The sequence below is a fragment of the Streptomyces sp. NPDC030021 genome, from assembly GCF_055574035.1.
On the sequence record NZ_JBVIAH010000003.1, the window covers coordinates 455,211 to 479,014 of the forward strand.

Genomic DNA, 23,804 nt, shown 5'->3' on the forward strand with positions numbered 1-23,804 from the left:
ATGGTCGGGTCACGGCCGGGTCATGCGTCGGCCCATTGTCACCTCCGCCCGGGCAACCCGGGAGTCCGGCGGGGTGAGCGGGGCGTACGGTGTTCTCGACAGAGACCGGGCGTGGGGTGACACTTGTCCGGCCGACGAGGTGCCCAAGCCGCGCACCGGTCCTAGAGGAAGGTGTCCGAGTGTCCCGCCGCAGAATCGGCTTCTGGTACCGCCTGGCGGCGGTCATCGCAAAACCGCCGCTGGTAGTGCTCTTCAAGCGGGACTGGCGGGGAATGGAGCACATTCCGGCCGAGGGCGGCTTTATCACCGCCGTCAATCACAACTCGTATCTGGACCCGCTCTCGTACGCGCACTTCCAGTACAACACCGGCCGGGTGCCCCGATTGCTCGCCAAGGCCGCCCTCTTCAAGGTCCCTATTGTCGGGTCGATCCTGCACGGCAGCGGACAGATCCCCGTCTACCGGGAGTCCACCAACGCCCTGGACGCATTCCGGGCCGCCGTGGACGCCATCGAGCGGGGCGAATGCGTGGCCTTTTACCCGGAGGGCACCCTCACCCGCGACCCCGACATGTGGCCCATGGCCGGCAAGACCGGCGCCGCCCGCGTGGCGCTGATCACCAGGGCGCCCGTCATCCCCGTGGCCCAGTGGGGCGCGAACCTGGCGATGCCGCCCTACGCCAAGGAGAACAAGGTCCGGCTCTTCCCGCGCAAGACCCTCCAGGTGCTCGCCGGACCGCCGGTGGACCTCTCCGCCTTCTACGACCGGGAACCCACCCCGGAGGCCCTCCGGGAGGTCACCGAGGTCATCATGGCGGCCATCACCGCGCTGCTGGAGGAGGTGCGCGGCGAGACCGCGCCCGAGCAGCCGTACGACCATCGCAACGCCAGGGCGGAACAGCGGCGCAAGGCCGCAGGGGAGGGCAACAAGTGACACGTCCCGTGAAGGCGACCGTCTTCGGAACAGGCTCCTGGGGCACGGCCTTCGCCATCGTCCTCGCCGACGCCGGCTGCGAGGTGACGCTGTGGGGCCGCCGCCAGGAGGTGGTCGACGCCATCAACACCGGCCGGACCAACCCGGACTACTTCCCCGGCGTCGAACTCCCCGCGAACCTCCGGGCCACCACCGACCCGGCCGAGGCCGCGGCCGGCGCGGACTTCACCGTCCTGGCCGTCCCGTCCCAGACCCTGCGCGAGAACCTCGCCGCGTGGGCGCCCCTGCTGGCCCCCGACACGGTGCTCGTCTCTCTGATGAAGGGCATCGAACTCGGCACCGCCAAGCGGATGAGCGAGGTCATCGAGGAGGTGGCCAAGGTCCCCGCCGAGCGCATCGCCGTGGTCACCGGCCCCAACCTGGCCGCCGAGATCGCCGCGCGCCAGCCGGCCGCCTCCGTCGTCGCCTGCGTGGACGAGAGCGTGGCCCAGCGCCTCCAGGCCGCCTGCCACACCGCGTACTTCCGCCCGTACACGAGCACCGACGTCACCGGCTGCGAGCTCGGCGGCGCCGTCAAGAACGTCATCGGCCTCGCCGTCGGCATCGCGGACGGCATGGGCCTGGGCGACAACACCAAGGGCTCGCTCATCACCCGCGGACTCGCCGAAGCGACCCGCCTCGGCGTGGCGATGGGCGCCGACCCGCTCACCTTCTCCGGCCTCGCGGGCCTCGGCGACCTGGTCGCCACCTGTTCCTCGCCGCTCTCCCGGAACCACACCTTCGGCACCAACCTCGGCCGCGGGATGACCCTGGAAGAGACCATCGCGGTCACCAAGCAGACCGCCGAGGGGGTCAAGTCCTGCCAGTCCGTGGCGGATCTGGCCCGCCGCCACGGGGTGGACATGCCGATCACCGACACGGTGGTGGACATCGTCCACCACGGCAAGCCGACCCTGGTCGCACTCAAGGACCTGATGGGCCGCAGCGCCAAACCGGAACGTCGCTAGCTCCTTTCCGGACGCATGAGCGGGTACTCTCGTGGCGATATGAGCAGCGAGAACCTCCCCCAGACCCCTGAGCAGCAGGGCCGCAAGCCCCGCGTGGCCGTCGTGTTCGGCGGCCGCAGCTCGGAACACGCCATCTCGGTCGTCACGGCGGGCGCCGTGCTGCGCTCCATCGACCGCTCCAAGTACGAGGTGCTGCCCATCGGCATCACCACGGACGGCCGATGGGCGCTGACCGCCGACGAGCCCGAGCGGATGGCCATCGCCGACCGCAGGCTCCCGAGTGTCGAGGAGCTCGCCGACTCCGAGGACGGCGCCGTCGTGCTCTCGGTCGACCCCGCCAGCCGCCAGGTCGTCTACACCGAACCGGGCGCCGTCCCCAAGGCCCTGGGCGAGGTCGACGTCGTCTTCCCCGTCCTGCACGGCCCGTACGGCGAGGACGGCACCCTCCAGGGCCTCCTGGAGCTCTCCGGCATCCCGTACGTCGGCTCCGGCGTCCTCGCCTCGGCCGTCGGTCAGGACAAGGACTACATGAAGCGGGTGTTCACGTCCTTCGGGCTGCGCGTCGGCCCGTACGTGACCATCCGCCCCCGCGAGTGGGAGGCCGACCGGGACGCGGCCACGGGCAAGATCCTGGACTTCGCCGCCGAGCACGGCTGGCCGCTGTTCATCAAGCCCGCCCGGGCCGGCTCCTCCATCGGCATCACCAAGGTCGACGACGCCTCCGGCCTGGACGCCGCGGTCAAGGAGGCCCGGCGCCACGACCCGAAGATCATCGTGGAGGCGCTGCTGCGCGGCCGCGAGATCGAGTGCGGGGTCCTGGAGTTCGAGGACGGGCCGCGCGCGAGCGTCCCCGCCGAGATCCCGCCGGTGTCCAGCCACGACTTCTACGACTTCGAGGCGAAGTACATCGACTCCGCCTCCGGGATCGTGCCCGCCCCGCTCACCCCGGAGCAGACCGCCGAGGTGCAGCGGCTCGCGATCGAGGCGTTCGAGGCCGCGTCCTGCGAGGGTCTGGTGCGCGCCGACTTCTTCCTCACCGAGGACGGCACCTTCGTCATCAACGAGATCAACACGATGCCGGGCTTCACGCCGATCTCCATGTACCCGCTGATGTGGCAGAAGACGGGCATCGAGTACCCGGAGCTGGTGGACAGCCTGATCCAGGCGGCCCTGCGCCGCTCCACCGGCCTGCGCTGACAGTCGTCCGAAAAGCCGACCGCCCGCCGACCGCCTTCGAAGGCGGTCGGCGGGCGGCGGTGTGCCCGGTACCGCGTGCGCGCTACGCGGAGCGGGGTACTCAGTAGGAGGCGATGCCCTCGGGCACGGTCGCGGTGATGGCCGTGGACAGACCGACCAGCATCCCCGCATCCGTGGCATGCTCCTTGTCGACCTGGACCTCGGTGTAGGCCAGCCGCAGCCCGGTGGTGAACCGGAACCCCCCGCCGGAACCGTCGTCGAGCTTCTCCAGCAGCCAGGCCACTCCGTTCACGTGGACGCCCTCCTGCTTCGGATCGAGCATCTTGGGGGGCTTGGGGATACCGCACCGCAGTACGATCGCCGAACCGCCCCACGCGGCGGTCAGATCGGACTCCGGTTCGGTTCTGGTCCGCGCCAGGCCGGCCACCGTCTCCGGGAGCTCCTTGTGCAGTGCCGCACAGAGTCCCGCGACGGCGGCGGGCGGCGTGAGCGGTGGGTCCACCCGGGCTTCGGATCCGCCCGGGGAGCACGCCGCGGCGGCCAGGACGGCCATCGAGGCGGGCAGGGCGGACAGGGCGCGGACACGCAGGGGCCGGTGGTGGAGGGACATCACCGGCCAAGAGTAGACGGGGGCTACAGATGGACCACCGGGCAGGTCAAGGTGCGGGTGATCCCCTCCACCTGCTGGACCTTGGCGACGACCATACGGCCGAGGTCGTCCACGGTGTCGGCCTGGGCACGCACGATCACGTCGTACGGGCCCGTCACGTCTTCGGCCTGGATCACCCCCGGGATCTGGCCGATGGACTCGGCGACGAACGACGCCTTGCCCACTTCGGTCTGGATAAGGATGTACGCCTGTACCACGGAACCTCCAGGGCGGCCACGAGGATCATTTCCCCTAACCTTCGGGTGGGCCCCACACGATTGAACGGGCCGGGGGAAGAAGGGACGCCACGGTACCGCGTCGCCGTGCGCCGCGGGGAGACCCGCGGGCCCGGCGCCACGCACAGCGGGGCGTACGGAGAGCAGAAGTTGACGTATCTGTTGACGGTACCCAGAGCTGAGACGGCTCGCGACCGCAAGCGGACTGGGCAAGAAGGGGCACAGCGATGAAGGGCACTGTCGGCGAGCTGGGGGAGTTCGGGCTGATCAGGGAGCTCACCTCACGGCTCACCACCACCCCGGCGGTCCGGCTCGGGCCGGGCGACGACGCCGCGGTGGTGTCCGCCCCCGACCGGCGGGTCGTGGCGAGCACCGACATCCTGCTGGAGGGCCGGCACTTCCGGCGCGACTGGTCCACGGCCTACGACGTCGGCCGCAAGGCCGCCGCGCAGAACCTCGCCGACATCGCCGCCATGGGCGCGGTGCCGACCGCGCTGCTGCTCGGCCTCGTCGTCCCCGCCGAACTGCCGGTCACCTGGCCCACCGAGCTGATGGACGGGATCCGCGACGAGTGCCAGGTCGCCGGCGCGGCCGTGGTCGGCGGGGACGTCGTCCGCGGGGACGTCATCACCGTCGCCATCACCGCCCTCGGCGATCTGCGCAACCACGAGCCCGTCCTGCGCTCCGGCGCCCAGCCCGGCGACGTCGTCGCCGTCACCGGCTGGCTCGGCTGGTCCGCGGCCGGCTTCGCCGTGCTCTCGCGCGGCTTCCGCTCCCCGCGGGCCTTCGTCGAGGCGCACCGGCGCCCCGAGCCGCCGTACCACGCGGGCCCCGCCGCCGCCGGACTCGGCGCCACCGCCATGACCGACGTCAGCGACGGCCTGATCGCCGACCTCGGGCACATCGCCGACGCCAGCAAGGTACGGATCGACCTGCGCTCGGCGGCCGTCGACATCCCGACCCAGATGCACGACATCGGGCAGGCCGTCGGCGTGGACCCGCTGCAGTGGGTGCTCACCGGGGGAGAGGACCACGCGATCGTGGCGACCTTCCCGCCCGACGTGAAGCTCCCCGCCCGCTGGAAGGTCATCGGCGAGGTGCTCAACCGCTCCGCGCTGCCCCAGGTGACCGTCGACGGCGCGCCCTGGACCAGCACCGGCGGCTGGGACCACTTCGGGGCCGACCCGACCGCCCAGGACGGCGCGCTGTGAGCTCCGCCCCGCCGCTGTGCCTGACCGTCGCCGGATCCGACTCCGGCGGCGGCGCGGGCATCCAGGCCGACCTCAAGACCATGCTGGCGCTCGGGGTCCACGGCATGAGCGTGGTGACCGCCGTGACGGCGCAGAACTCGCTCGGGGTACGGGGAGTCTGGGAACTGCCCGCCGAGGCCGTCACGGCCCAGTACCGGGCCGTCGTGGACGACATCGGGGTCCAGGCCGTGAAGACCGGGATGCTCTCCTCCGCCGCCCTGGTGGAGACGGTGGCCGCACTGCTGGCGGACACCCGGGCCCCGGCCGTCGTGGACCCCGTCGGGGTCTCCAAGCACGGGGACGCGCTGCTCGCCGCCTCGGCGCTGGACGCCGTACGCAAGGAGCTGCTGCCGCGGGCCACGGTGGCCACCCCCAACCTGGACGAGGTGGCCCAGCTCACGGGTGTGGTGGTGGAGACCGAGGACGACATGCGGCGGGCCGCCGACGCGATCCTCGGCCACGGGCCGCGGTGGGCGCTGATCAAGGGCGGACACCTCGCGGCGCACGGCCACGAGGCGGTGGACCTGCTCACCGACGGCACCGAGGAGCGGTGGCTGCGCGCCCCGCGTCACGACAACCGGCACACTCACGGCACCGGCTGCACCCTCGCCAGCGCGATCGCGGCGGGCCTGGCCAGGGGACTGGCCGTCCCGGAGGCCGTCACGGCGGCCAAGGAGTACGTCACGGGCGCCATCGCCGCCGGCTTCGCGCTCGGCGGGGGCATCGGCCCGGTGGATCACGCCTGGCAGTGGCGCTGAACCCGCTGCGACAGCCCGGCCGGCCCTCCGGCCGGGCCCCCGGACAAGGCAAAAGGCCGGTTCACCAGAGGTGAACCGGCCTTTTTGGCAACCGGAAAGGGCTGCGCTACGACGGGAGGCGTCAGCGCGAGACCTTGCCGGCCTTGATGCACGAGGTGCAGGCGTTGAGGCGCTTCGGCGTCCCATTGACCACGGCACGGACGCGCTGGATGTTCGGGTTCCAGCGACGCGAGGTGCGGCGGTGCGAGTGGGAGATGTTGTTGCCGAAGCTCGGCCCCTTGGCGCAAACGTCGCAGTTGGCAGCCACAGGTCACTCCAAGACTTCAGATGCAATTACAGTGAAACCGGCGCACCGGATTCAGAGGTCTGAAGTGGTTTGCCGGGGGAAATGGCCCGACTCTCGCCGGGCAACCGGAGCAGCATACAACGACTGCGTCCGTCCAAGAAAACTACCATGGCCGCCGCTGCCCCCGCCCCGCGGTCCCGCCGCCCGGGCGGTCCTTCGTTACCCTGCGGTGAACCCTGGCCCGCACAAGGAGGAACGCCCGGTGCCGCACGAGTCGCAGCCGCAGCACCCTGACGAGCTCGACGCCGAAGCGGTGCGCACCTGGAGCTCCCTGGCCCTGGCCGCACTGGGCCGGGCCCGCGAGGACATCGACGCGATCAACGTCTACCCGGTCGCCGACGCGGACACCGGCACCAACCTCTACCTCACCGCCGAATCGGCCGACCGCGGCCTTGCCGAGGCCTTCCCCGAGGTGACCGACGGCACAGGGCGGATCTCCCTGGCCGAGGCCGTACGGGCCTGGGCGCACGGAGCCCTGGTGGGAGCCCGCGGGAACTCCGGGACGATCCTGGCGCAGCTGCTGCGCGGAGTGGCCGACGTACTCGGCGGCGAGCAGGCCGGGCCGGCCGAGCGGGCACAGCAGGCCGGACAGGGCCCCGGCGGGCTGCTGGCCCGCGCGCTCACCCGGGCCGCGGAGGAGGCGTACGCGGCCGTCGCGCACCCGGTGGAGGGCACCATGCTCACCGTCGCCGGCGCCGCCGCCCGGGCCGGCGAGGCGGCCGGAGCCGCCGCCGGGACCGCGGCCGAGGTGGCCCGGGCCGCCTACGACGGGGCCCGCGCCGCCCTGGCCGAGACCCCCGGGCAGCTCGCCGCGCTGGGCCGGGCCGGAGTGGTCGACGCCGGGGGCTGCGGGCTGGTCGTCGTCTTCGGCGCCCTGTGGCAGGCACTGTCCGGCCAGGAGGCGGCCGCCGAACCCGTACGCGGCCGCGCGGTGCCCGTACCGCAGTCGCCGGACCCCTGCGCGCAGGAGGAGGACGGGCCCGCGTACGAGGTGATCTACCTACTGGAGGCCTCCGAGGCGGCCGTCGGCGAACTGCGCGAACGTCTCGACGGACTCGGCGACTCACTGGTCGTGGTCGGCGGCGACGGACTGTGGAACGTCCACGTCCACGTCGACGACCCCGGCGCGGCCGTGGAGGCCGGAGTCGTGGCCGGACGGCCCTACCGGATACGGATCACCCACTTCGGGGACGAGCGCCGCCGGGCGCGGGGCGAGCGCGCCCAGCGGGCCGTGGTCGCCGTCGTCCCCGGCGAGGGACTGGCCGGGCTGTGCGGGGAGGCGGGAGCGACCACCGTGCTCGTACGCCCCGGGGAGCCGCCGGCCGTGGCCGAACTGCTCGACGCCGTCCGCCGCGCGCACGCCCGTGAGGTGGTGCTGCTGCCGGGCGGCGCCGAACTGCGCGCCGCCGCGGCCGCGGCGGCCGAACAGGCCCGCGCCGAGGGCGTACGGGTGGCCGTGATCCCCACCCGCTCCGCGGTCCAGGGCCTGGCCGCCCTCGCCGTGCACGACCCCGAGGGCAGCTTCGACGAGGACGTGGTCGCCATGACGGCGGCGGCCGGCGCCACCCGGTACGGGGAACTGGCCGTCGCCGAACGGCAGTCCTTCACCTCGGCCGGCATCTGCCAGGCCGGCGACGTGCTCGGCCTCATCGACGGGGACGTCGCGGTGATCGGCTCCGGCCTGGCCGAGACCGCCGAGGCCGTCCTGGACCGGATGCTGGGCTCCGGCGGCGAACTCGTCACCCTGGTCCTGGGACCCGACGTACCGGACGCCGTCGCCGAGCGCCTGGAGGCCTACGTCCAGCAGGGCCACCTCGCCGTGGACACCGTCACCTACCGGGGCGGCCGGTACTCGGCGCCGCTCCTCGTCGGGGTGGAATAGCGGGCTTGTCAGCGCCATGGTGTGCAATGGAACACGTGCCCGCGCTCGACGAAGACCTCAAGAAGACGCTCGGTCCCGCCACCGCCAAGGTGCTGGCCGAGCAGCTCGGCCTGCACACGGCCCTGGACCTGCTCCACCACTACCCGCGGCGGTACGCCGAGCGCGGTGAGCTGACCTCCCTGGCCGAGCTCGCCGACCAGATCGACGAGCACGTGACCGTCGTCGCACAGGTCGCCGACGCCCGGATCCTGACCTTCAACGGGGGCCGCGGCAAGCGCCTGGAGGTGACCATCACCGACGGCAGCGGCCGCCTCCAGCTGGTCTTCTTCGGCGCCGGCGTCCACAAGCCGCACAAGGACCTGCTGCCCGGCAGCCGCGCGATGTTCGCCGGCAAGGTCTCCAAGTTCAACCACAAGCTCCAGCTCGCGCACCCGGCCTACGAGCCGCTCGGCGGCGATGCCTCCGACCGGGACGCCGCGGCCGCCTTCGCCGGTCAGCTCATCCCGATCTACCCGGCCTGCGCCAAGCTGGAGTCCTGGAAGATCGCCAAGTGCGTGGACGCGGTGCTGCCCAGCGCCCAGGACGCCGTGGACCCGCTGCCGCCCGCCCTGCGCGAGGGCCGTGGACTGGTCCCGCTCACCGAGGCCCTGCTGAAGATCCACCGCCCGGGCACCAAGGCCGACATCGAGGACGCCCGCCAGCGCCTCAAGTGGGACGAGGCCTTCGTCCTCCAGGTCGCCCTGGCCCGCCGCCGGCACGCCGACTCCCAGCTCCCGGCCGTCCCGCGCCGCCCGGTCCCCGGCGGCCTGCTCGACTCCTTCGACGCGAAACTGCCCTTCACCCTCACCCAGGGCCAGCAGACCGTCTCGAAGGAGATCTTCGACGACCTGGCCACCGAACACCCCATGCACCGCCTCCTCCAGGGAGAGGTCGGCTCGGGCAAGGCTCAGCCTCTCGATTCACTGGTGCTGACACCCACGGGTTTCCGACCCATGGGAGACATCGAGGTGGGGGACGAGGTGGTGGTGCCATCCGGCGAGATCGCACTCGTGGGGGGCGTCTTCCCGCAAGGAGAGCGCGATGTGTGGCGGGTCGTTCTCTCGGACGGGAGCGCTGTCGAGTGCGATGACGAACACCTGTGGATCGTAGGCACGAGCTGCGGATGGCACCGTGGCCAGGAGCCCAAGGTAATGACCACACGGGAGATCAGGTCGGACCTGTACAAGGCCAATGGATCTTCCAAGTGGTACCTGCCGGTAGCGGTCCCCGTGGACCTAGGGACCGGTGACCGTCAACCACTTGATCCCTACCTGATGGGCGTGCTCATCGGCGACGGCTCCTTCCGGCACAACCTGAGACTGTCCACCGCGGACGACGAGATCCTGTCTGCGGTCGAGGCAGCGGTCGCCCCGCACTGCGAGATGGCCGGTGTGCCCGGATCCGCCTGCGACTACACGATCCGGATGAGCGGGCCGAGGGTCGGCGGCCGACGGAATCCCGTCATCCAGGCGCTGCGCGATCTGGGGCTGTGGGGTGCGACCTCACATGACAAGTTCGTTCCGGACATCTACAAGAACGCACCGGTCAAGGACCGCTTGGCGGTCCTTCAAGGGCTCATGGACACGGACGGGACGCTTCACGCGAACGGAATGAGTATTTCGTTCTGCTCCGCCTCCCTCCGGTTGGCGCAGGACGTGGCTTGGCTCGTGCGGTCTCTCGGTGGACGTGCTCGTGTGCTGCCCAAGAAAACGGCCTTCAACGTGTCCGTCGCGCTGCCCGAGGAGTTCGAGCCGTTCCGGCTGCCGCGCAAGGTGGCACGGATGCGGCCGAGGCCGAAATACAACACCTTCCGGCGCGGCATTAGGACGGTGGAGCACGTCGGCCCCAAGCCGGTCCAGTGCATCAGGGTCGAGCATCCGAGCCACGCCTATGTGACCGACAACTTCACCGTGACGCACAACACCATGGTGGCGCTGCGGGCGATGCTCGCCGTCGTGGACAGCGGCGGGCAGGCGGCCATGCTCGCGCCCACCGAGGTGCTCGCCCAGCAGCACCACCGCTCCATCACCGAGATGATGGGCGAACTGGCCGAGGGGGGCATGCTCGGCGGCTCCGACCACGGCACCAAGGTGGTGCTGCTCACCGGCTCCATGGGGATGCCCGCGCGCCGCCAGGCCCTGCTCGACCTGGTCACCGGCGAGGCCGGGATCGTGATCGGCACGCACGCGCTGATCGAGGACAAGGTGCAGTTCCACGACCTCGGCCTGGTCGTCGTGGACGAGCAGCACCGCTTCGGGGTGGAGCAGCGCGACGCGCTGCGGTCCAAGGGGAAGCAGCCCCCGCACCTGCTGGTGATGACGGCGACCCCGATCCCGCGCACGGTCGCCATGACCGTCTTCGGCGACCTGGAGACCTCCGTCCTCGACCAGCTGCCGGCCGGGCGCTCCCCGATCGCGACGCACGTGGTGCCCTCGAAGGACAAGCCGCACTTCCTCGCGCGGGCCTGGGAACGGGTCCGCGAGGAGGTCGAGAAGGGGCACCAGGCGTATGTGGTCTGCCCCCGCATCGGCGACGGGGAGGACGATCCGAAGAAGAAGTCCGCCGAGGACGACGGCGACAGGCGGCCGCCGCTCGCGGTCGTGGAGATCGCCGAGCAGCTCACGCGCGGACCGCTGGCCGGGATGGCCGTCGAGGTGCTGCACGGCCGGATGGACCCGGCCGACAAGGACGACGTCATGCGCCGGTTCGCCGCCGGCGAGGTCAAGGTGCTGGTCGCCACCACCGTCATCGAGGTCGGGGTGAACGTCCCCAACTCCACCGTCATGGTGATCATGGACGCGGACCGGTTCGGCGTCTCCCAGCTCCACCAGCTGCGCGGCCGCGTCGGCCGAGGCACCGCGCCCGGTCTGTGCCTGCTGGTCAGCGAGATGCACGAGGCCAGCCCCGCCCGGGCCCGGCTGGCCGCCGTCGCCGCCACCCTGGACGGCTTCGAACTCTCCCGGATCGACCTGGAACAGCGCCGCGAGGGCGATGTGCTCGGCCAGGCCCAGTCCGGAGTCCGCTCCTCGCTGCGCATGCTCGCCGTCATCGAGGACGAGGAGGTCATCGCCCAGGCGCGGGAGGAGGCCACCCGCGTCGTCGCCGAGGACCCCGCGCTGGAACACCTGCCGGGCCTGCGGACCGCGCTGGACGCCCTGCTCGACACCGAGCGCGAGCAGTACCTGGAGAAGGGCTGAGCGGCACGACCTATCGTTGGAGTGCCGCGGCAGCGCCGGGGCACCCCCCTACCGCCGTACCGAAGGACCCCAGATGACCCGCGTGATCGCCGGCAGCGCCGGCGGGCGACGGCTGGCCGTGCCCCCCGGCACCGGCACCCGTCCGACCTCGGACCGGATGCGCGAAGGCCTCTTCTCGACCTGGGAGTCGCTGCACGGCGTCGGAGGGGCCCGGGTGCTCGACCTGTACGGCGGCTCCGGCGCCGTCGGCCTGGAGTCGCTCTCCCGCGGCGCCGCCCACACCCTGCTCGTCGAGGCCGACGCCAAGGCCGCCAAGGCGATCCGGGACAACATCCGGACGCTGGGCCTGCCCGGCGCGGAGTTCCGCGCGGGCAAGGCCGAGCAGATCGTGGCGGCCAGGGCCGCGGGGGACCCGTACGACATCGTCTTCCTGGATCCGCCGTACGCCGTGGACAGCGCGGAACTGCGGGAGATCCTCCTCACACTCCGGTCCAATGGCTGGATCACGGACGATGCGCTCGTCACCGTGGAGCGCAGCACCAGGAGCGGCGCCTTCCCGTGGCCCGAGGGCTTCGAGCCGCTCCGGTCGCGCAAGTACGGCGAGGGCACCCTTTGGTACGGCCGCGCCGCTTTCACCAGCGAAGACTCATGAACGAGGGAGTTCAGTTGCGCCGCGCCGTCTGTCCGGGATCCTTCGATCCCATCACCAACGGACACCTCGACATCATCGGACGCGCCTCCAGGCTCTACGACGTCGTGCACGTCGCCGTGATGATCAACCAGTCGAAGCAGGGCCTGTTCACCGTCGAGGAGCGGATCGAGCTGATCCGCGAGGCGACGGCCGACTACGGCAACATCCAGGTCGAGGCCTTCCACGGCCTGCTCGTCGACTTCTGCAAGCAGCGGGACATCCCGGCCATCGTCAAGGGCCTGCGCGCGGTCAGCGACTTCGACTACGAGCTCCAGATGGCCCAGATGAACATGGGCCTGTCGGGCGTCGAGACGCTGTTCGTCCCGACCAACCCCACCTACAGCTTCCTGTCCTCCTCGCTGGTCAAGGAGGTCGCGGCCTGGGGTGGCGACGTGGCCCACCTGCTGCCGGCGCACGTCCACGCGGCGCTCCTGGAGCGGCTGCGCAACCGCTGACCGACTGACAGGGCGTCAGGCGGTGTCGGGGGCCCGCCCGGTGGCCTTACAGTCGTCCCGTCCGTCTCAGGAACCGCCTGAGGCCGAGAGAGTGCGAGCCCCCATGGACGTGCAGAAGAAGCTCGACGAGATCGTCGCGGCCGTCGGCGGCGCCCGGTCCATGCCCATGTCGGCCTCCTGCGTGATCAACCGCGCCGAGCTGCTGGAGCAGCTCGAAGAGGTGCGCCAGGCGCTGCCCGGCTCGCTCGCGCAGGCTCAGGAGCTCATCGGCGGCCGGGAGCAGATGGTCGAGGAGGCCCGCCGGGAGGCGGAGCGGATCATCGACGCGGCCCACAACCAGCGCGGTTCGCTGATCTCCGACACCGAGATCGCGCGGCGCTCCCAGGCCGAGGCGGACCGGATCCTGGAGGAGGCCCGCCGGGAGGCCGAGGAGATCCGGGCCGAGGCCGACGACTACGTCGACAGCAAGCTCGCGAACTTCGAGGTCGTGCTGACCAAGACCATCGGCTCGGTGGACCGCGGCCGGGACAAGCTCCTGGGCCGCGGCCCGGGCCTGGACGAGCTCGGCTACCCGGACATGGACGCACCCGAGCGCAGCCACGACCCCGAGACGCAGCGGCAGCAGGCGGACGCCTACGTGGACACCAAGCTGGCGACCTTCGAGGCGGTGCTCTCCAAGACCCTGGAGGCCGTGGGCCGCGGCCGCCAGAAGCTCCTGGGCCGAGTCCCCACGGACGACCTGGGTGTGCACATGGCCGCCCAGGACGCGGTGGGCGGACAGCAGTCCCGCTCGGCGAGCGACTCGGACTTCCTGGCGGGACTGGCGGAGCCGGAGCCGCTGCACGCGCAGGCACCGATCCCGGCGCAGGCGGAGCCCGTGTACGACACGTACGGCTACCAGCAGCCCGCCCAGCCCGCCGCCCAGCAGCAGGACGCGTACTCCTACCAGGCCCCGTACGGCGGCTACCAGCAGCAGCCGGACCCGTACTCCACCGCGGGCGGCTCCACCGGAGCGGCCTACGCGGCGCACTACGACGCGCAGCAGCCCGACCCCTATGCCGCGTACCAGCCGCAGGCCCAGCAGCCCTCGCTCGACGAGACCAGCCTCTTCGACACGAGCATGATCAACCTGGACCAGCTGCGTCAGTACGAACAGGGGCGCTAGACCGGATTGGGCGCTGGGCGCCGCTGCGGGTATCCTGGCTGTTCGGTCGCGCGTATGCACCGCGATCCATGCTGCCCTAGTGCGGCGGAATCTTTGATCTTCAGCGATCTGTGAAAGCAGGAACGGCCCTGAATACCCGCCTCGACCACCACAACCCCCTCGTGTTCGACACGCACGAGCTGGGCCGGCGTCCTGGTGCCATGCAGCGGCTGTCCCGTGAGATCGCGGCACCGGCGGACTTCGGTCTCGCCGGCGTCATCGGAGTGCCGGAAGGCGCCCCGGTGAAGCTCAGCCTCCGCCTGGAGTCGGTCATGGAAGGGGTGCTTGTCACAGGCACCGCCCGTGCGTCGGCCGTAGGGGAGTGCGTAAGGTGTCTGGAGTCCGTCGAGCGCGAGCTCAAGGCGGACTTCCAGGAGATGTTCTCGTACCCTGACGCCGACGACCGGAGCCGCTCCAAGGCGGAACCGGCCGACGACGCCGAGGACGACGAGGACACGCTCTTCCTCGAGGACGGTTTGTTCGACCTCGAACCCGTGCTGCGGGATGTGGTGGTGCTCGCACTGCCCATGCAGCCGGTGTGCCGGGAGGACTGTCTCGGACTGTGCCCCGATTGCGGGCTCAGCCTGAACGACGACCCGGACCACCACCATGACGCCGTCGACATCCGTTGGGCGGCATTGCAGGGACTCGTCGTGACCGATCAGGACGGCGAGAAGGACAACATGAGCGGCACTGCCTCTGACGGAGTTCAGGGCGCCGCCGAGAAGCAGGAGAAGTAGCCGTGGCTGTTCCGAAGCGGAAGATGTCGCGCAGCAACACGCGCCACCGCCGGTCGCAGTGGAAGGCTGCGGTCCCCACCCTGGTTTCGTGCGAGCGTTGCCAGGAGCCGAAGCTCCAGCACATTGCGTGCCCGAGCTGCGGCACCTACAACAAGCGCCAGGTCCTCGAGGTCTGAGCGGCTGGTGAGAGGCGCAATGTCTGAGCTGTCCAACGCTGAGAAGCAGGCAGACAGTAACAACGCGGCCTCGTCCCACACGCTTCTGGAAGGGCGGCTCGGGTATCAACTCGAGTCCGCCCTTCTGGTGCGTGCGCTGACCCACCGCTCGTACGCGTACGAGAACGGCGGTCTGCCCACCAACGAACGCCTGGAGTTCCTCGGGGACTCCGTGCTGGGCCTGGTGGTCACGGACACGCTGTACACGACCCACCCGGATCTCCCCGAAGGCCAGCTGGCCAAGCTTCGGGCCGCGGTGGTCAACTCGCGCGCACTGGCGGAGGTCGGACGCGGCCTCGAACTCGGCTCCTTCATCCGGCTCGGCCGGGGCGAAGAGGGCACGGGGGGCCGGGACAAGGCCTCCATCCTCGCCGACACCCTTGAAGCGGTGATCGGCGCGGTTTACCTCGATCAGGGCCTCGACGCGGCCTCGGAGCTGGTTCACCGGCTCTTCGACCCGCTCATCGAGAAGTCCTCGAACCTCGGGGCCGGCCTGGACTGGAAGACCAGTCTCCAGGAACTCACGGCGGCCGAAGGCCTTGGCGTGCCCGAGTACCTGGTCTCCGAGACCGGTCCGGACCACGAGAAGACCTTCACTGCTGCCGCTCGCGTCGGTGGTGTCTCGTACGGCACCGGTACCGGCCGCAGCAAGAAGGAAGCGGAACAGCAGGCCGCGGAGTCCGCATGGCGCGGGATCCGTGCCGCCGCGGACGAGCGGACAGCGGCCGCGGCAGCTGCCGCAACCGCCGGTCCGGCGGAGGTTCCGGCTTCGGCCGGGACCGAGAACGGCGGGGTGCCGACGCCCGCCGACTCGGCGCCGGACGCCTGACCCTTCCTTCGGGATGTACCCGCCCGCCCCTGCCTCGCAGGGGCGGGCGGTTCCGTTTCCGGGCGGCCGGTACGCTCGCCGGGAGCGTCAGATCCACTCCCACCGGAGGTGCCCCGTGCCCGAGTTGCCCGAAGTCGAAGTCGTGCGGCGGGGGCTGGAGCGCTGGGTGGCGGGGCGGACCGTCGAGGCCGTCGAGGTCCTGCATCCGCGGGCCGTCCGGCGCCATCCGGGTGGCGGGGCCGACTTCGCGGCGCGGCTGCGCGGGGAGACCGTCGGGGTGCCGCAGCGGCGCGGGAAGTACCTGTGGCTGCCGCTGGAGGGCCGGGACCTGTCCGTGCTCGGACACCTCGGGATGAGCGGGCAGCTGCTGGTGCAGCCGCAGGACGCCCCCGACGAGAAGCACCTGCGGATCCGGGTGCGCTTCGACGACGACGCCGGGACGGAGCTGCGCTTCGTGGACCAGCGGACCTTCGGCGGCCTCTCGCTGCACGAGGTCGCCGCCGGCAGCACCGACGGGCTGCCCGACGTGATCGCGCACATCGCGCGTGACCCCCTGGACCCGCTGTTCGACGAGGGTGCCTACCATCTCGCGCTGCGCGCCAAGCGGACCACCGTCAAGCGGGCGCTGCTGGACCAGTCCCTGATCAGCGGGGTCGGCAACATCTACGCGGACGAGGCGCTGTGGCGCGCCAAGCTGCACTACGAGCGCCCCACCGCCAACCTCACGCGCCCCCGGAGCGCGGAACTTCTCGGCCATGCCCGGGACGTCATGAACGCCGCCCTCGCGGTCGGCGGCACCAGCTTCGACAGCCTGTACGTCAACGTGAACGGGGAGTCGGGCTACTTCGACCGTTCGCTCGACGCCTACGGGCGCGAGGACGAACCCTGCCGGCGCTGCGGTACGCCGATACGCCGCCGGCCGTGGATGAACCGGTCGAGCTACTTCTGCCCGCGCTGTCAGAGGCCGCCGCGCGTGGCGTCGTAGGACTGCCGGGCGCCCAGCACCGCCGGCATGTTCCCCTCCAGGCACTGGATGAGTGCGAGCAGCCGGTCCGCGACCTCGACGCCGAGCGGGGTCAGCTCGTAGTCGACGCGCGGCGGGTTCGTGGGCTGCGCCTCGCGATTGACTATGCCGTCGCGCTCCAGTGCGTGCAGGGTCTGGGAGAGCATCTTCTCGCTGACGCCCTCCACCCGGCGGCGGAGCTCGTTGAAACGGCACGGGCCTTCGCGCAGGGCGCCGACGGTGAGGCTGCCCCAGCGGCCGGTGACGTGTTCGAGGGTTTCCCGGGACGGGCAGGCGCGCGCGAAGACATCGAACGGTTGTGCCGTCTCGGCCGCTTCGGTACAGGCAGGGGTCTCCATACCGCCAGCGTACTCGCCCGCAGCGCTAACCCGGGGGTTGCGCTTTCTAAAAGTTAGTGATTCTCTTTCTCTCGTCGCACCACGTCCTGTGCCGCGACGAGAGTTTTCCCGAGGGAGAGATCAGCCTTGTCCGCAATCACGCACACCCCCGTCGTCTCGATCGCCTACCACTCCGGCTACGGCCACACCGCCGTCGTCGCCGAGGCGGTCCGCAGCGGCGCCGTGGACGCCGGGGCGACCGTTCACCTGATCAAGGTCGACGAGATCGACGACGCCCAGTGGGAGCTCCTCGACGCCTCCGACGCGATCGTCTTCGGCTCCCCGACGTACATGGGCACCGCCTCCGGCGCCTTCCACGTCTTCGCCGAGGCCTCCTCGAAGCGCTGGTTCGGCGACGCCTGGCAGGACAAGGTGGCGGCCGGCTTCACGAACTCCGCGTCCAAGAGCGGCGACAAGCTGCACACCCTGCAGTTCTTCCAGATCCTGGCCGCGCAGCACGGCATGAGCTGGATCAACCTGGGCCTGAAGCCGGGCTGGAACTCCAGCACGGCTTCCGAGAACGACCTGAACCGTCTCGGCTTCTTCTCCGGAGCCGCCGCCCAGACCAACTCCGACGAGGGTGCGGACGCGGTCCACAAGGCCGACATCGCGACCGCCGAGCACCTGGGCCGCCGCGTCACCGAGCAGACCCGCATCGTCATCGCGGGCCGCGCGGCCCTGGCCGCCGCCGCGGTCTGAGCCCCGGGGCTCGTCTCAGAAGCCGAAGTCCTGGGTCCACCAGGGGCCGCCGGCGGCGACCTGGACGCCGACGCCCAGGGTGCGGAACTCGCAGTTGAGGATGTTCGCCTTGTGGTCCGGGCTGTTCATCCAGGCCTTCATCACGGCCTCGGCGTCACCCTGGCCGCGGGCTATGTTCTCGCCGCCGAGGCCTGAGATGCCGGCCTTGGTGGCGCGGTCCCAGGGGCTGTTGCCCTCGGGGTCCTCGTGACTGAAGAAGCCGCGGGTGGCCATGTCCAGGCTGAAGGCCCCGGCCAGCGCCGCGAGCGGCGGATTGGCCCGGACCGGGCCGCACCCGGCCAGCGCGCGCTCCTGGTTCACCAGCTCGACGACGGCGGACTCCTCCGCGGAGTGGCCGTCCAGGGGCGGGCGGGGCTCGGGGGTGGCCGACTTCGAGGGTGCCGGGGCCGGGGCCCGGCTCGTGGCGGGTGCCGGGGCGGTCGGTGCGACCGGCGCGGCCGGGCTCGTACGCGGGGCCTTGGGGGACGGGGCCTTGGTGGACGGGGCCGGCGTGGCCGACGGGGAGGCGCTCGGCGAGGGCGAGGCGCTCGGCGAGGCGCTCGGCGAGGGGGTCGGGGAGGCGGATGCCGACGGGGAGGCCGGGGCCGACGGCTTCGGAGACGCGCTGCCCGACCCGGTGCCGGCGGAGGCGCGGCCGGACAGGTTCACGAGGCCGTTCTGCTGCTGCAGTGCCGCATCGGGGCCGGTCGAGGCCTTGGCCTTCGCCTGGGCCTCCGTGGTGGGGGCGTGCGTACCGCTGACACCCACATAGGGGAAGGAGCCGCCGACCGGCATCATGCCGGTGGTGACGGCCGCGGTGCCGAGTGCGACGGCCACCGAGACGCCCAGCAGGCCGGTGCGCAGGGCGGTGCCGCGCTTGCCGCCGCTGTGCGGCGGGGCGGGGAGTCGGTGACGGCCCATCGGAGCGTGCCTTCCTTGCCGGGTCAAGATCATCCCTTACCCACCCAAATGGGTGAGTTCATTGGTGCGCGACTGTACGCCATGGGGCCAGGGGGGCGATGTGTCCCGAAAGTGCCCGCCCGGTTAGCGTTCACGCATGAATGAAGATGTCCGTCTGACCGCCTGGGTGCGCGGCCGTGTGCAGGGAGTGGGCTTCCGCTGGTTCACCAGGGAGAACGCCCTGGAGATCGGCGGGGTCGTCGGCTTCGCGCTCAACCTCGACGACGGGCGAGTGCAGGTGGTCGCCGAAGGTCAACGTGAGAATTGCCACCGGCTGCTCGACTGGTTGCGCTCCTCCGACACGCCCGGCCAAGTGGACGGGGTGACAGAGATCTGGGGCACACCACGCGGTGGCTACGACGGATTCGGGATGCGGTGACCGATCGACTGATCATGCACTCATCACATCTCTGATCGTCCGCACACGGTCGGAACTGCGCATTCGTCGTCGACGCGTTGCCGACGAGGGCGATCCGTGGAACGCTCGAAGATGAGGATGATCTCCACACCCCTTGCGGGGACCGGGGCGCGCGCCGATACGGGGCGTGATCGTGTTGACCGTCAAACTTTTTGGTGAGACGCTGGAAGCCCCGCGCACCTGAGCTGTTTGGCAGTGTTGGCAGTAGCAAGCGCAGTGACTGTCAGTCGCTGTCGGACATCCGCGGGTGCGATTCCCTCACGACCCACACCGCTTCGGTCGGTCACTCAGTGTGGAGGACCATCCATCATGGCAAAGGCGCTTCTCGGTTACGTCGGCGGTTCTGACCCGCGACTCCTCGCCGAGATGCGACGGCTTCAGCAGCGCGTCCAGGACCTCGAGTCCGAGCTCGTACGGATTCAGTCCGAAAATGACGCGCTGAACGCGGCCGCCGCTCAGCACGACGGAGACTCGCTGCTCGGCAGCATCGACATCGACGTACCCCAGGCGGAGCCTGCGCTCACCTGACCCGTGCTTCACTCGTCGCTCGACTCCAGCCCCGCATGATCTGCAAGGGACGCTCCGGCGTCCCTTCTTTCTTTCCTCGTCCTCTTCCCCGCCCGCTTTCCCCGACCGCCGTGCCACGTACCACAGGGCCAGGTGGGGGGCCTGATCCCATTGGCGTCAGTTGTGCCCAGCACCTTCATGGGTGAAACCGAACGCGAAAGGTAGAGTCCGGCGGCGTGCACCTCAAGTCCCTGACCCTGCGTGGCTTCAAATCCTTCGCGTCCGCCACCACCTTGCGCTTCGAGCCCGGAATCACCTGTGTCGTGGGCCCGAACGGCTCCGGCAAGTCCAACGTGGTGGACGCGCTGTCCTGGGTCATGGGCGAACAGGGGGCCAAGTCCCTGCGCGGCGGGAAGATGGAAGACGTCATCTTCGCCGGGACCACCGGGCGCCCGCCGCTCGGACGGGCCGAGGTGTCCCTGACGATCGACAACTCCGACGGCGCGCTCCCCATCGACTACGCCGAAGTCACCATCACCCGGATCATGTTCCGCGGCGGCAGCAGCGAGTACCAGATCAACGGTGACACCTGCCGCCTGCTCGACATCCAGGAACTGCTCTCCGACTCCGGCATCGGCCGCGAGATGCACGTCATCGTCGGACAGGGCCAGCTGGACTCCGTACTGCACGCCGATCCCATGGGCCGCCGCGCCTTCATCGAGGAGGCGGCCGGCGTACTCAAGCACCGCAAGCGCAAGGAGAAGGCGCTGCGGAAGCTGGACGCGATGCAGGCCAATCTCGCGCGCGTCCAGGATCTGGGCGACGAGCTGCGGCGCCAGCTCAAGCCCCTGGGGCGGCAGGCGGCGGTCGCCCGGCGGGCGGCCGTGATCCAGGCGGACCTGCGCGACGCGCGGCTGCGGCTGCTCGCCGACGACCTGGTCGTGCTGCGGCGCGCCCTCGACGCGGAGATCGCGGACGAGGCGGCGCTCAAGGAGCGCAAGGAGGCCGCCGAGGCCCAGCTCGCGGGCGCCGTGCGGCGCGAGGCGGAGCTGGAGGAGACGGTACGGGAGCTCGCACCGCGGCTGCAGCGGGCGCAGCAGACCTGGTACGACCTGTCGCAGCTCGCCGAACGCGTCCGGGGGACCGCCTCCTTGGCGGACGCGCGGGTCAAGAGCGCCTCGGCTCCGGCCGAGGAGGAGCGGCGCGGCCGCGATCCCGAGGAGATGGAGCGGGAGGCGGCGCGGATCCGTGAGCAGGAGGCGGAACTGACGGCGGCTCTGGAGGCGGCCTCGCGGGCGCTGGAGGACACGGCCGAGCACCGGGCGGAGCTGGAGCGGGCGCTGGCCGAGGAGGAACGCCGGCTGCGGGACGCCGCGCGGGCCATCGCCGACCGGCGCGAGGGACTGGCCCGGCTGACCGGGCGGCTCGGCGCGGCCCGCTCCCGTGCGGGGGCGGCGCAGGCCGAGATCGACCGGCTCGTCGCGGCGCGGGACCAGGCGCAGTCCCGGGCCGCCGCCGCGCAGGAGGAGTACGAGGCACTGGCGGAGGAGGTCGGCGGCCTCGACGACCCGTCGGCCGACACCGACCACGAGAGCGCGCGGGAAGGGCTGGTGCGGGCGGAGGCGGAACTGTCCGCCGCCCGGGAGGACCTGTCCGGGGCGGAGCGCTCACGGGCGGCCGTCTCGGCGCGCCGGGACGCGCTGGCGCTGGGGCTGCGCCGCAAGGACGGTACGGGCGCACTGCTCGCGGCGCGGGAGCGGCTGGCCGGGCTGCTGGGACCGGCGGCGCAGCGGCTGTCGGTTGCCCCCGGGTACGAGGTCGCCGTGGCCGCCGCACTGGGTTCGGCCGCGGACGCGCTGGCGGTGGCCTCCCCCGGGGCGGCGGCCGAGGCGATCCGTCACCTCCGTGAGGCGGACGCGGGCCGCGCCACCCTGCTGATCGCCCCGGCGGCACCCGCCCTCCCGGGCCAGGCCTCGGCCGGACCCGCGGAGGGGGACGGGGCCGGGGGAGCGGCTGCCGGGGGCGCCGGATCCCCGGGAGCGGTCCCCCGTCCGGCCCCCTCCCGGGACGGAGATCTGCCCGCGCACGCACCACACCTGCCGACGAGCGTCGGTACGTCCGCCTCGGCGCCGGCCCCGGAGCCGCTCGCGGGCGGCGCACCGGCGGGCGCTCCCGTACCGGCCGCCGGGCTGGTCGGCGGGGACGCGGAGGTGCGGCGGGCCGTGGAGTGGGTGCTGCGGGACCACGTCGTGGTCGGGACCCTCGACGAGGCCGAGGCGCTGGTCGCGGAGCGGCCCGACGCGGTGGCCGTGACCCTCGACGGTGATGTGCTCGGGGCGCACCTCGCGCACGGGGGCTCCGCCGGAGCCCCCAGTCTGATCGAGGTGCAGGCGGCCGTGGACGAGGCCGCGGGCGAGCTGGCCCGGCTGGGCGTCCGGTGCGAGGAGCTCGCCGACGCCCGGGCGGCCGCCCAGGCGCGCCGGCAGGACGCGGCCGCCCTGGTCGAGGAGCTCGCCGAGCGGCGGCGCGCCGCGGAAGCGGCCCGGGCCGGGGTCGCCCAGCAGCTCGGGCGGCTCGCCGGGCAGGCGAAGGGCGCGGCCGGCGAGGCCGAACGCAGCGCCGCCGCCGCGGCCAGGGCCCAGGACGCCCTGGAACAGGCGCTGGCCGAGGTGGAGGAGTGCGCGGAGCGCCTCGCGACCGCCGAGGAGATGCCGGTGGACGAGGAGCCGGACGGCTCCCGGCGGGACCGGCTCGCCGCCGACGGGGCCAACGCCCGGCAGACCGAGATGGAGGCCCGGCTGCAGCTGAGGACCCTTGAGGAGCGGGTCAAGGGGCTGGCCGGACGGGCGGATTCACTCGACCGCGGGGCCCGTGCGGAACGCGAGGCCCGGACCCGCGCCGAGCGCCGCCGGGCCCGGCTGCGCTATGAGGCGGAGGTGGCCCGGGCGGTGGCCGACGGTTCCCGGCAGCTCCTCGCGCACGTGGAGGTGTCGCTCGGCAGGGCCGACGAGGAGCGGGTGGCGGCCGAACGGGCGAAGGGCCTGCGGGAGCGGGAGCTCGGCGAGGCGCGCAATCGCGGCCGGGAGCTGAAGGGGGAGCTGGACAAGCTCACCGACTCGGTCCACCGGGGCGAGGTGCTCGGGGCCGAGCAGCGGCTGCGCATCGAGGCGCTGGAGGCCAAGTCGCTGGAGGAGTTCGGCATGGCGGCCGCCGGGCTGGTCGCCGAGTACGGCCCCGACCAGCCGGTGCCCCCGTCCCCGGCTGCCGAAGGCGAGGTGCTGCCGGAGGACCCGCAGGACCCGCGGAACCGGCCCGGCCCGTTCGTCCGGGCCCAGCAGGAGAAGCGGCTCAAGGCCGCCGAACGCGCCTACCAGCAGCTCGGCAAGGTCAACCCGCTCGCGCTGGAGGAGTTCGCCGCGCTGGAGGAGCGCCACCAGTTCCTCAGCGAGCAGCTGGAGGATCTCCGCAAGACGAGGGCCGATCTCCTTCAAGTCGTGAAGGAGGTCGACCAGCGCGTCGAGCAGGTCTTCACCGAGGCGTACCGGGATACGGCCCGGGAGTTCGAGGGGGTGTTCTCGCGCCTGTTCCCCGGCGGCGAGGGCCGGCTGATCCTCACCGACCCCGACAACATGCTGACCACCGGCGTCGACGTGGAGGCCCGTCCGCCGGGCAAGAAGGTCAAGCGGCTGTCGCTGCTCTCCGGCGGCGAGCGCTCGCTGACCGCCGTGGCGCTGCTGGTGTCCATCTTCAAGGCGCGCCCCAGCCCGTTCTACGTGATGGACGAGGTCGAGGCCGCGCTCGACGACACCAATCTGCAGCGGCTGATCCGGATCATGGAGGAGCTCCAGGAGAGCTCGCAGCTGATCGTCATCACGCACCAGAAGCGGACGATGGAGGTCGCGGACGCGCTCTACGGCGTCTCGATGCAGGGGGACGGGGTCTCCAAGGTCATCAGCCAGCGGCTCCGCTGAGACCCGTAGATTCAAGAAGTGAATTCAATGTCGGCAATCTTCCGGACACGTGAACTTCACGCCAAGTATTGACTTCAGAAGCTGAACGCATAGGCTCGCTCCGCTGTCTCCCGCCTTCGAGTGGTGCCCGATCTTGAACTGTGCGCCACTGTGAGGACGGACAAAACCCCCACGGAGCACAC

Annotated in this window: 23 protein-coding genes; 18 read left to right on the forward strand and 5 right to left on the reverse strand. The window is 71.6% G+C overall.

Annotation, left to right across the window (positions count from 1 at the left end):
* Positions 1-179 precede the first annotated feature (179 nt).
* Genes ACZ4YL_RS08135 through ACZ4YL_RS08145 form a run of 3 tightly spaced genes read left to right on the forward strand, consistent with a single transcriptional unit; the run spans position 180 to position 3,136 of the window.
* Positions 180-932 (forward strand): lysophospholipid acyltransferase family protein, encoded by a 753-nt coding sequence (locus tag ACZ4YL_RS08135; RefSeq protein WP_468114644.1) that lies wholly within the window; start codon positions 180-182, stop codon positions 930-932.
* Positions 929-1,939 carry an NAD(P)H-dependent glycerol-3-phosphate dehydrogenase gene (locus ACZ4YL_RS08140; protein WP_351153696.1) on the forward strand — a complete coding sequence of 337 codons (1,011 nt, stop codon included), beginning with the start codon at positions 929-931 and terminating at the stop codon, positions 1,937-1,939. Before ACZ4YL_RS08135 ends, ACZ4YL_RS08140 begins: the two co-directional genes overlap by 4 nt.
* Before the next feature lie 39 nt (positions 1,940-1,978).
* Complete coding sequence (locus ACZ4YL_RS08145) at positions 1,979-3,136, forward strand: D-alanine--D-alanine ligase family protein (RefSeq protein ID WP_468114646.1); 1,158 nt, start codon at positions 1,979-1,981, stop codon at positions 3,134-3,136.
* A gap of 100 nt (positions 3,137-3,236) precedes the next feature.
* Here the strand turns inward: ACZ4YL_RS08145 and ACZ4YL_RS08150 are convergent, their stop codons facing one another.
* Together ACZ4YL_RS08150 and ACZ4YL_RS08155 are read right to left on the reverse strand one after the other, a co-directional pair.
* On the reverse strand, positions 3,237-3,746 hold the full coding sequence (locus ACZ4YL_RS08150) for a DUF3515 domain-containing protein (RefSeq protein ID WP_468114843.1): 510 nt from the start codon (positions 3,744-3,746) through the stop codon (positions 3,237-3,239).
* Between the two features lie 23 nt (positions 3,747-3,769).
* Entirely contained in the window at positions 3,770-4,003 is a 234-nt protein-coding gene (locus tag ACZ4YL_RS08155; RefSeq protein ID WP_030011290.1) for an Lrp/AsnC family transcriptional regulator, read from the reverse strand.
* Between the two features lie 245 nt (positions 4,004-4,248).
* On the opposite strand from ACZ4YL_RS08155, the gene ACZ4YL_RS08160 reads away from it, so the two are divergent.
* Positions 4,249-5,232, forward strand: a complete 984-nt coding sequence (locus tag ACZ4YL_RS08160) for a thiamine-phosphate kinase (protein ID WP_468114648.1) — start codon at positions 4,249-4,251, stop codon at positions 5,230-5,232.
* Complete coding sequence (gene thiD / locus ACZ4YL_RS08165; RefSeq protein ID WP_468114650.1) at positions 5,229-6,029, forward strand: bifunctional hydroxymethylpyrimidine kinase/phosphomethylpyrimidine kinase; 801 nt, start codon at positions 5,229-5,231, stop codon at positions 6,027-6,029. The genes ACZ4YL_RS08160 and thiD overlap by 4 nt, the downstream gene beginning before the upstream one ends.
* 121 nt (positions 6,030-6,150) lie before the next feature.
* Here thiD and rpmB read toward each other — a convergent pair whose 3' ends face one another.
* On the reverse strand, positions 6,151-6,336 hold the full coding sequence (gene rpmB, locus ACZ4YL_RS08170) for a 50S ribosomal protein L28 (protein ID WP_007266795.1): 186 nt from the start codon (positions 6,334-6,336) through the stop codon (positions 6,151-6,153).
* A 241-nt stretch (positions 6,337-6,577) separates the two neighbouring features.
* Here rpmB and ACZ4YL_RS08175 point away from each other — a divergent pair, with 241 nt between their 5' ends.
* The 9 genes from ACZ4YL_RS08175 to mutM all read left to right on the forward strand — a co-directional run bounded on the left by ACZ4YL_RS08175 (position 6,578) and on the right by mutM (position 16,612).
* Entirely contained in the window at positions 6,578-8,257 is a 1,680-nt protein-coding gene (locus ACZ4YL_RS08175; RefSeq protein ID WP_468114652.1) for a DAK2 domain-containing protein, read from the forward strand.
* 26 nt (positions 8,258-8,283) lie between these two features.
* Positions 8,284-11,493, forward strand: a complete 3,210-nt coding sequence (locus tag ACZ4YL_RS08180; RefSeq protein ID WP_468114653.1) for a helicase-related protein — start codon at positions 8,284-8,286, stop codon at positions 11,491-11,493.
* Positions 11,494-11,566: 73 nt separating this feature from the next.
* Positions 11,567-12,145: a 16S rRNA (guanine(966)-N(2))-methyltransferase RsmD gene (gene rsmD / locus ACZ4YL_RS08185; protein ID WP_301366279.1), complete on the forward strand. Its 579-nt coding sequence runs from the start codon at positions 11,567-11,569 to the stop codon at positions 12,143-12,145.
* A gap of 14 nt (positions 12,146-12,159) precedes the next feature.
* Positions 12,160-12,639 carry a pantetheine-phosphate adenylyltransferase gene (gene coaD / locus ACZ4YL_RS08190; protein ID WP_301374460.1) on the forward strand — a complete coding sequence of 160 codons (480 nt, stop codon included), beginning with the start codon at positions 12,160-12,162 and terminating at the stop codon, positions 12,637-12,639.
* A gap of 103 nt (positions 12,640-12,742) precedes the next feature.
* Positions 12,743-13,804 (forward strand): ATP synthase subunit B family protein, encoded by a 1,062-nt coding sequence (locus ACZ4YL_RS08195; RefSeq protein ID WP_468114656.1) that lies wholly within the window; start codon positions 12,743-12,745, stop codon positions 13,802-13,804.
* A gap of 128 nt (positions 13,805-13,932) precedes the next feature.
* Positions 13,933-14,583 carry a YceD family protein gene (locus ACZ4YL_RS08200; protein ID WP_468114845.1) on the forward strand — a complete coding sequence of 217 codons (651 nt, stop codon included), beginning with the start codon at positions 13,933-13,935 and terminating at the stop codon, positions 14,581-14,583.
* Positions 14,584-14,585: 2 nt separating this feature from the next.
* Positions 14,586-14,759 carry a 50S ribosomal protein L32 gene (gene rpmF / locus ACZ4YL_RS08205; protein ID WP_003965982.1) on the forward strand — a complete coding sequence of 58 codons (174 nt, stop codon included), beginning with the start codon at positions 14,586-14,588 and terminating at the stop codon, positions 14,757-14,759.
* Positions 14,760-14,778: 19 nt separating this feature from the next.
* A complete protein-coding gene (rnc, locus tag ACZ4YL_RS08210; RefSeq protein WP_314244359.1) occupies positions 14,779-15,627 on the forward strand; it encodes a ribonuclease III in 849 nt (282 codons plus the stop codon).
* A gap of 115 nt (positions 15,628-15,742) precedes the next feature.
* Positions 15,743-16,612 carry a bifunctional DNA-formamidopyrimidine glycosylase/DNA-(apurinic or apyrimidinic site) lyase gene (mutM, locus tag ACZ4YL_RS08215; protein WP_468114658.1) on the forward strand — a complete coding sequence of 290 codons (870 nt, stop codon included), beginning with the start codon at positions 15,743-15,745 and terminating at the stop codon, positions 16,610-16,612.
* Here the strand turns inward: mutM and ACZ4YL_RS08220 are convergent.
* Positions 16,585-16,989, reverse strand: a complete 405-nt coding sequence (locus ACZ4YL_RS08220) for a winged helix-turn-helix transcriptional regulator (protein ID WP_468114660.1) — start codon at positions 16,987-16,989, stop codon at positions 16,585-16,587. The genes mutM and ACZ4YL_RS08220 overlap by 28 nt on opposite strands.
* Before the next feature lie 135 nt (positions 16,990-17,124).
* Here ACZ4YL_RS08220 and ACZ4YL_RS08225 point away from each other — a divergent pair, with 135 nt between their 5' ends.
* Entirely contained in the window at positions 17,125-17,727 is a 603-nt protein-coding gene (locus ACZ4YL_RS08225; protein ID WP_468114846.1) for a flavodoxin family protein, read from the forward strand.
* Between the two features lie 15 nt (positions 17,728-17,742).
* On the opposite strand, the gene ACZ4YL_RS08230 is transcribed toward ACZ4YL_RS08225, so the two are convergent.
* Positions 17,743-18,687: a CAP domain-containing protein gene (locus ACZ4YL_RS08230; protein WP_468114662.1), complete on the reverse strand. Its 945-nt coding sequence runs from the start codon at positions 18,685-18,687 to the stop codon at positions 17,743-17,745.
* Between the two features lie 136 nt (positions 18,688-18,823).
* Here ACZ4YL_RS08230 and ACZ4YL_RS08235 point away from each other — a divergent pair, with 136 nt between their 5' ends.
* From ACZ4YL_RS08235 to ACZ4YL_RS08245, 3 genes are all read left to right on the forward strand, one after another.
* On the forward strand, positions 18,824-19,105 hold the full coding sequence (locus ACZ4YL_RS08235; protein WP_369475854.1) for an acylphosphatase: 282 nt from the start codon (positions 18,824-18,826) through the stop codon (positions 19,103-19,105).
* 348 nt (positions 19,106-19,453) lie between these two features.
* Positions 19,454-19,672, forward strand: coding sequence for a hypothetical protein (locus ACZ4YL_RS08240; protein ID WP_030012524.1), 219 nt, complete (start codon positions 19,454-19,456; stop codon positions 19,670-19,672).
* Positions 19,673-19,887: 215 nt separating this feature from the next.
* A complete protein-coding gene (locus ACZ4YL_RS08245) occupies positions 19,888-23,622 on the forward strand; it encodes an AAA family ATPase (protein ID WP_468114664.1) in 3,735 nt (1,244 codons plus the stop codon).
* Positions 23,623-23,804: the final 182 nt, after the last annotated feature.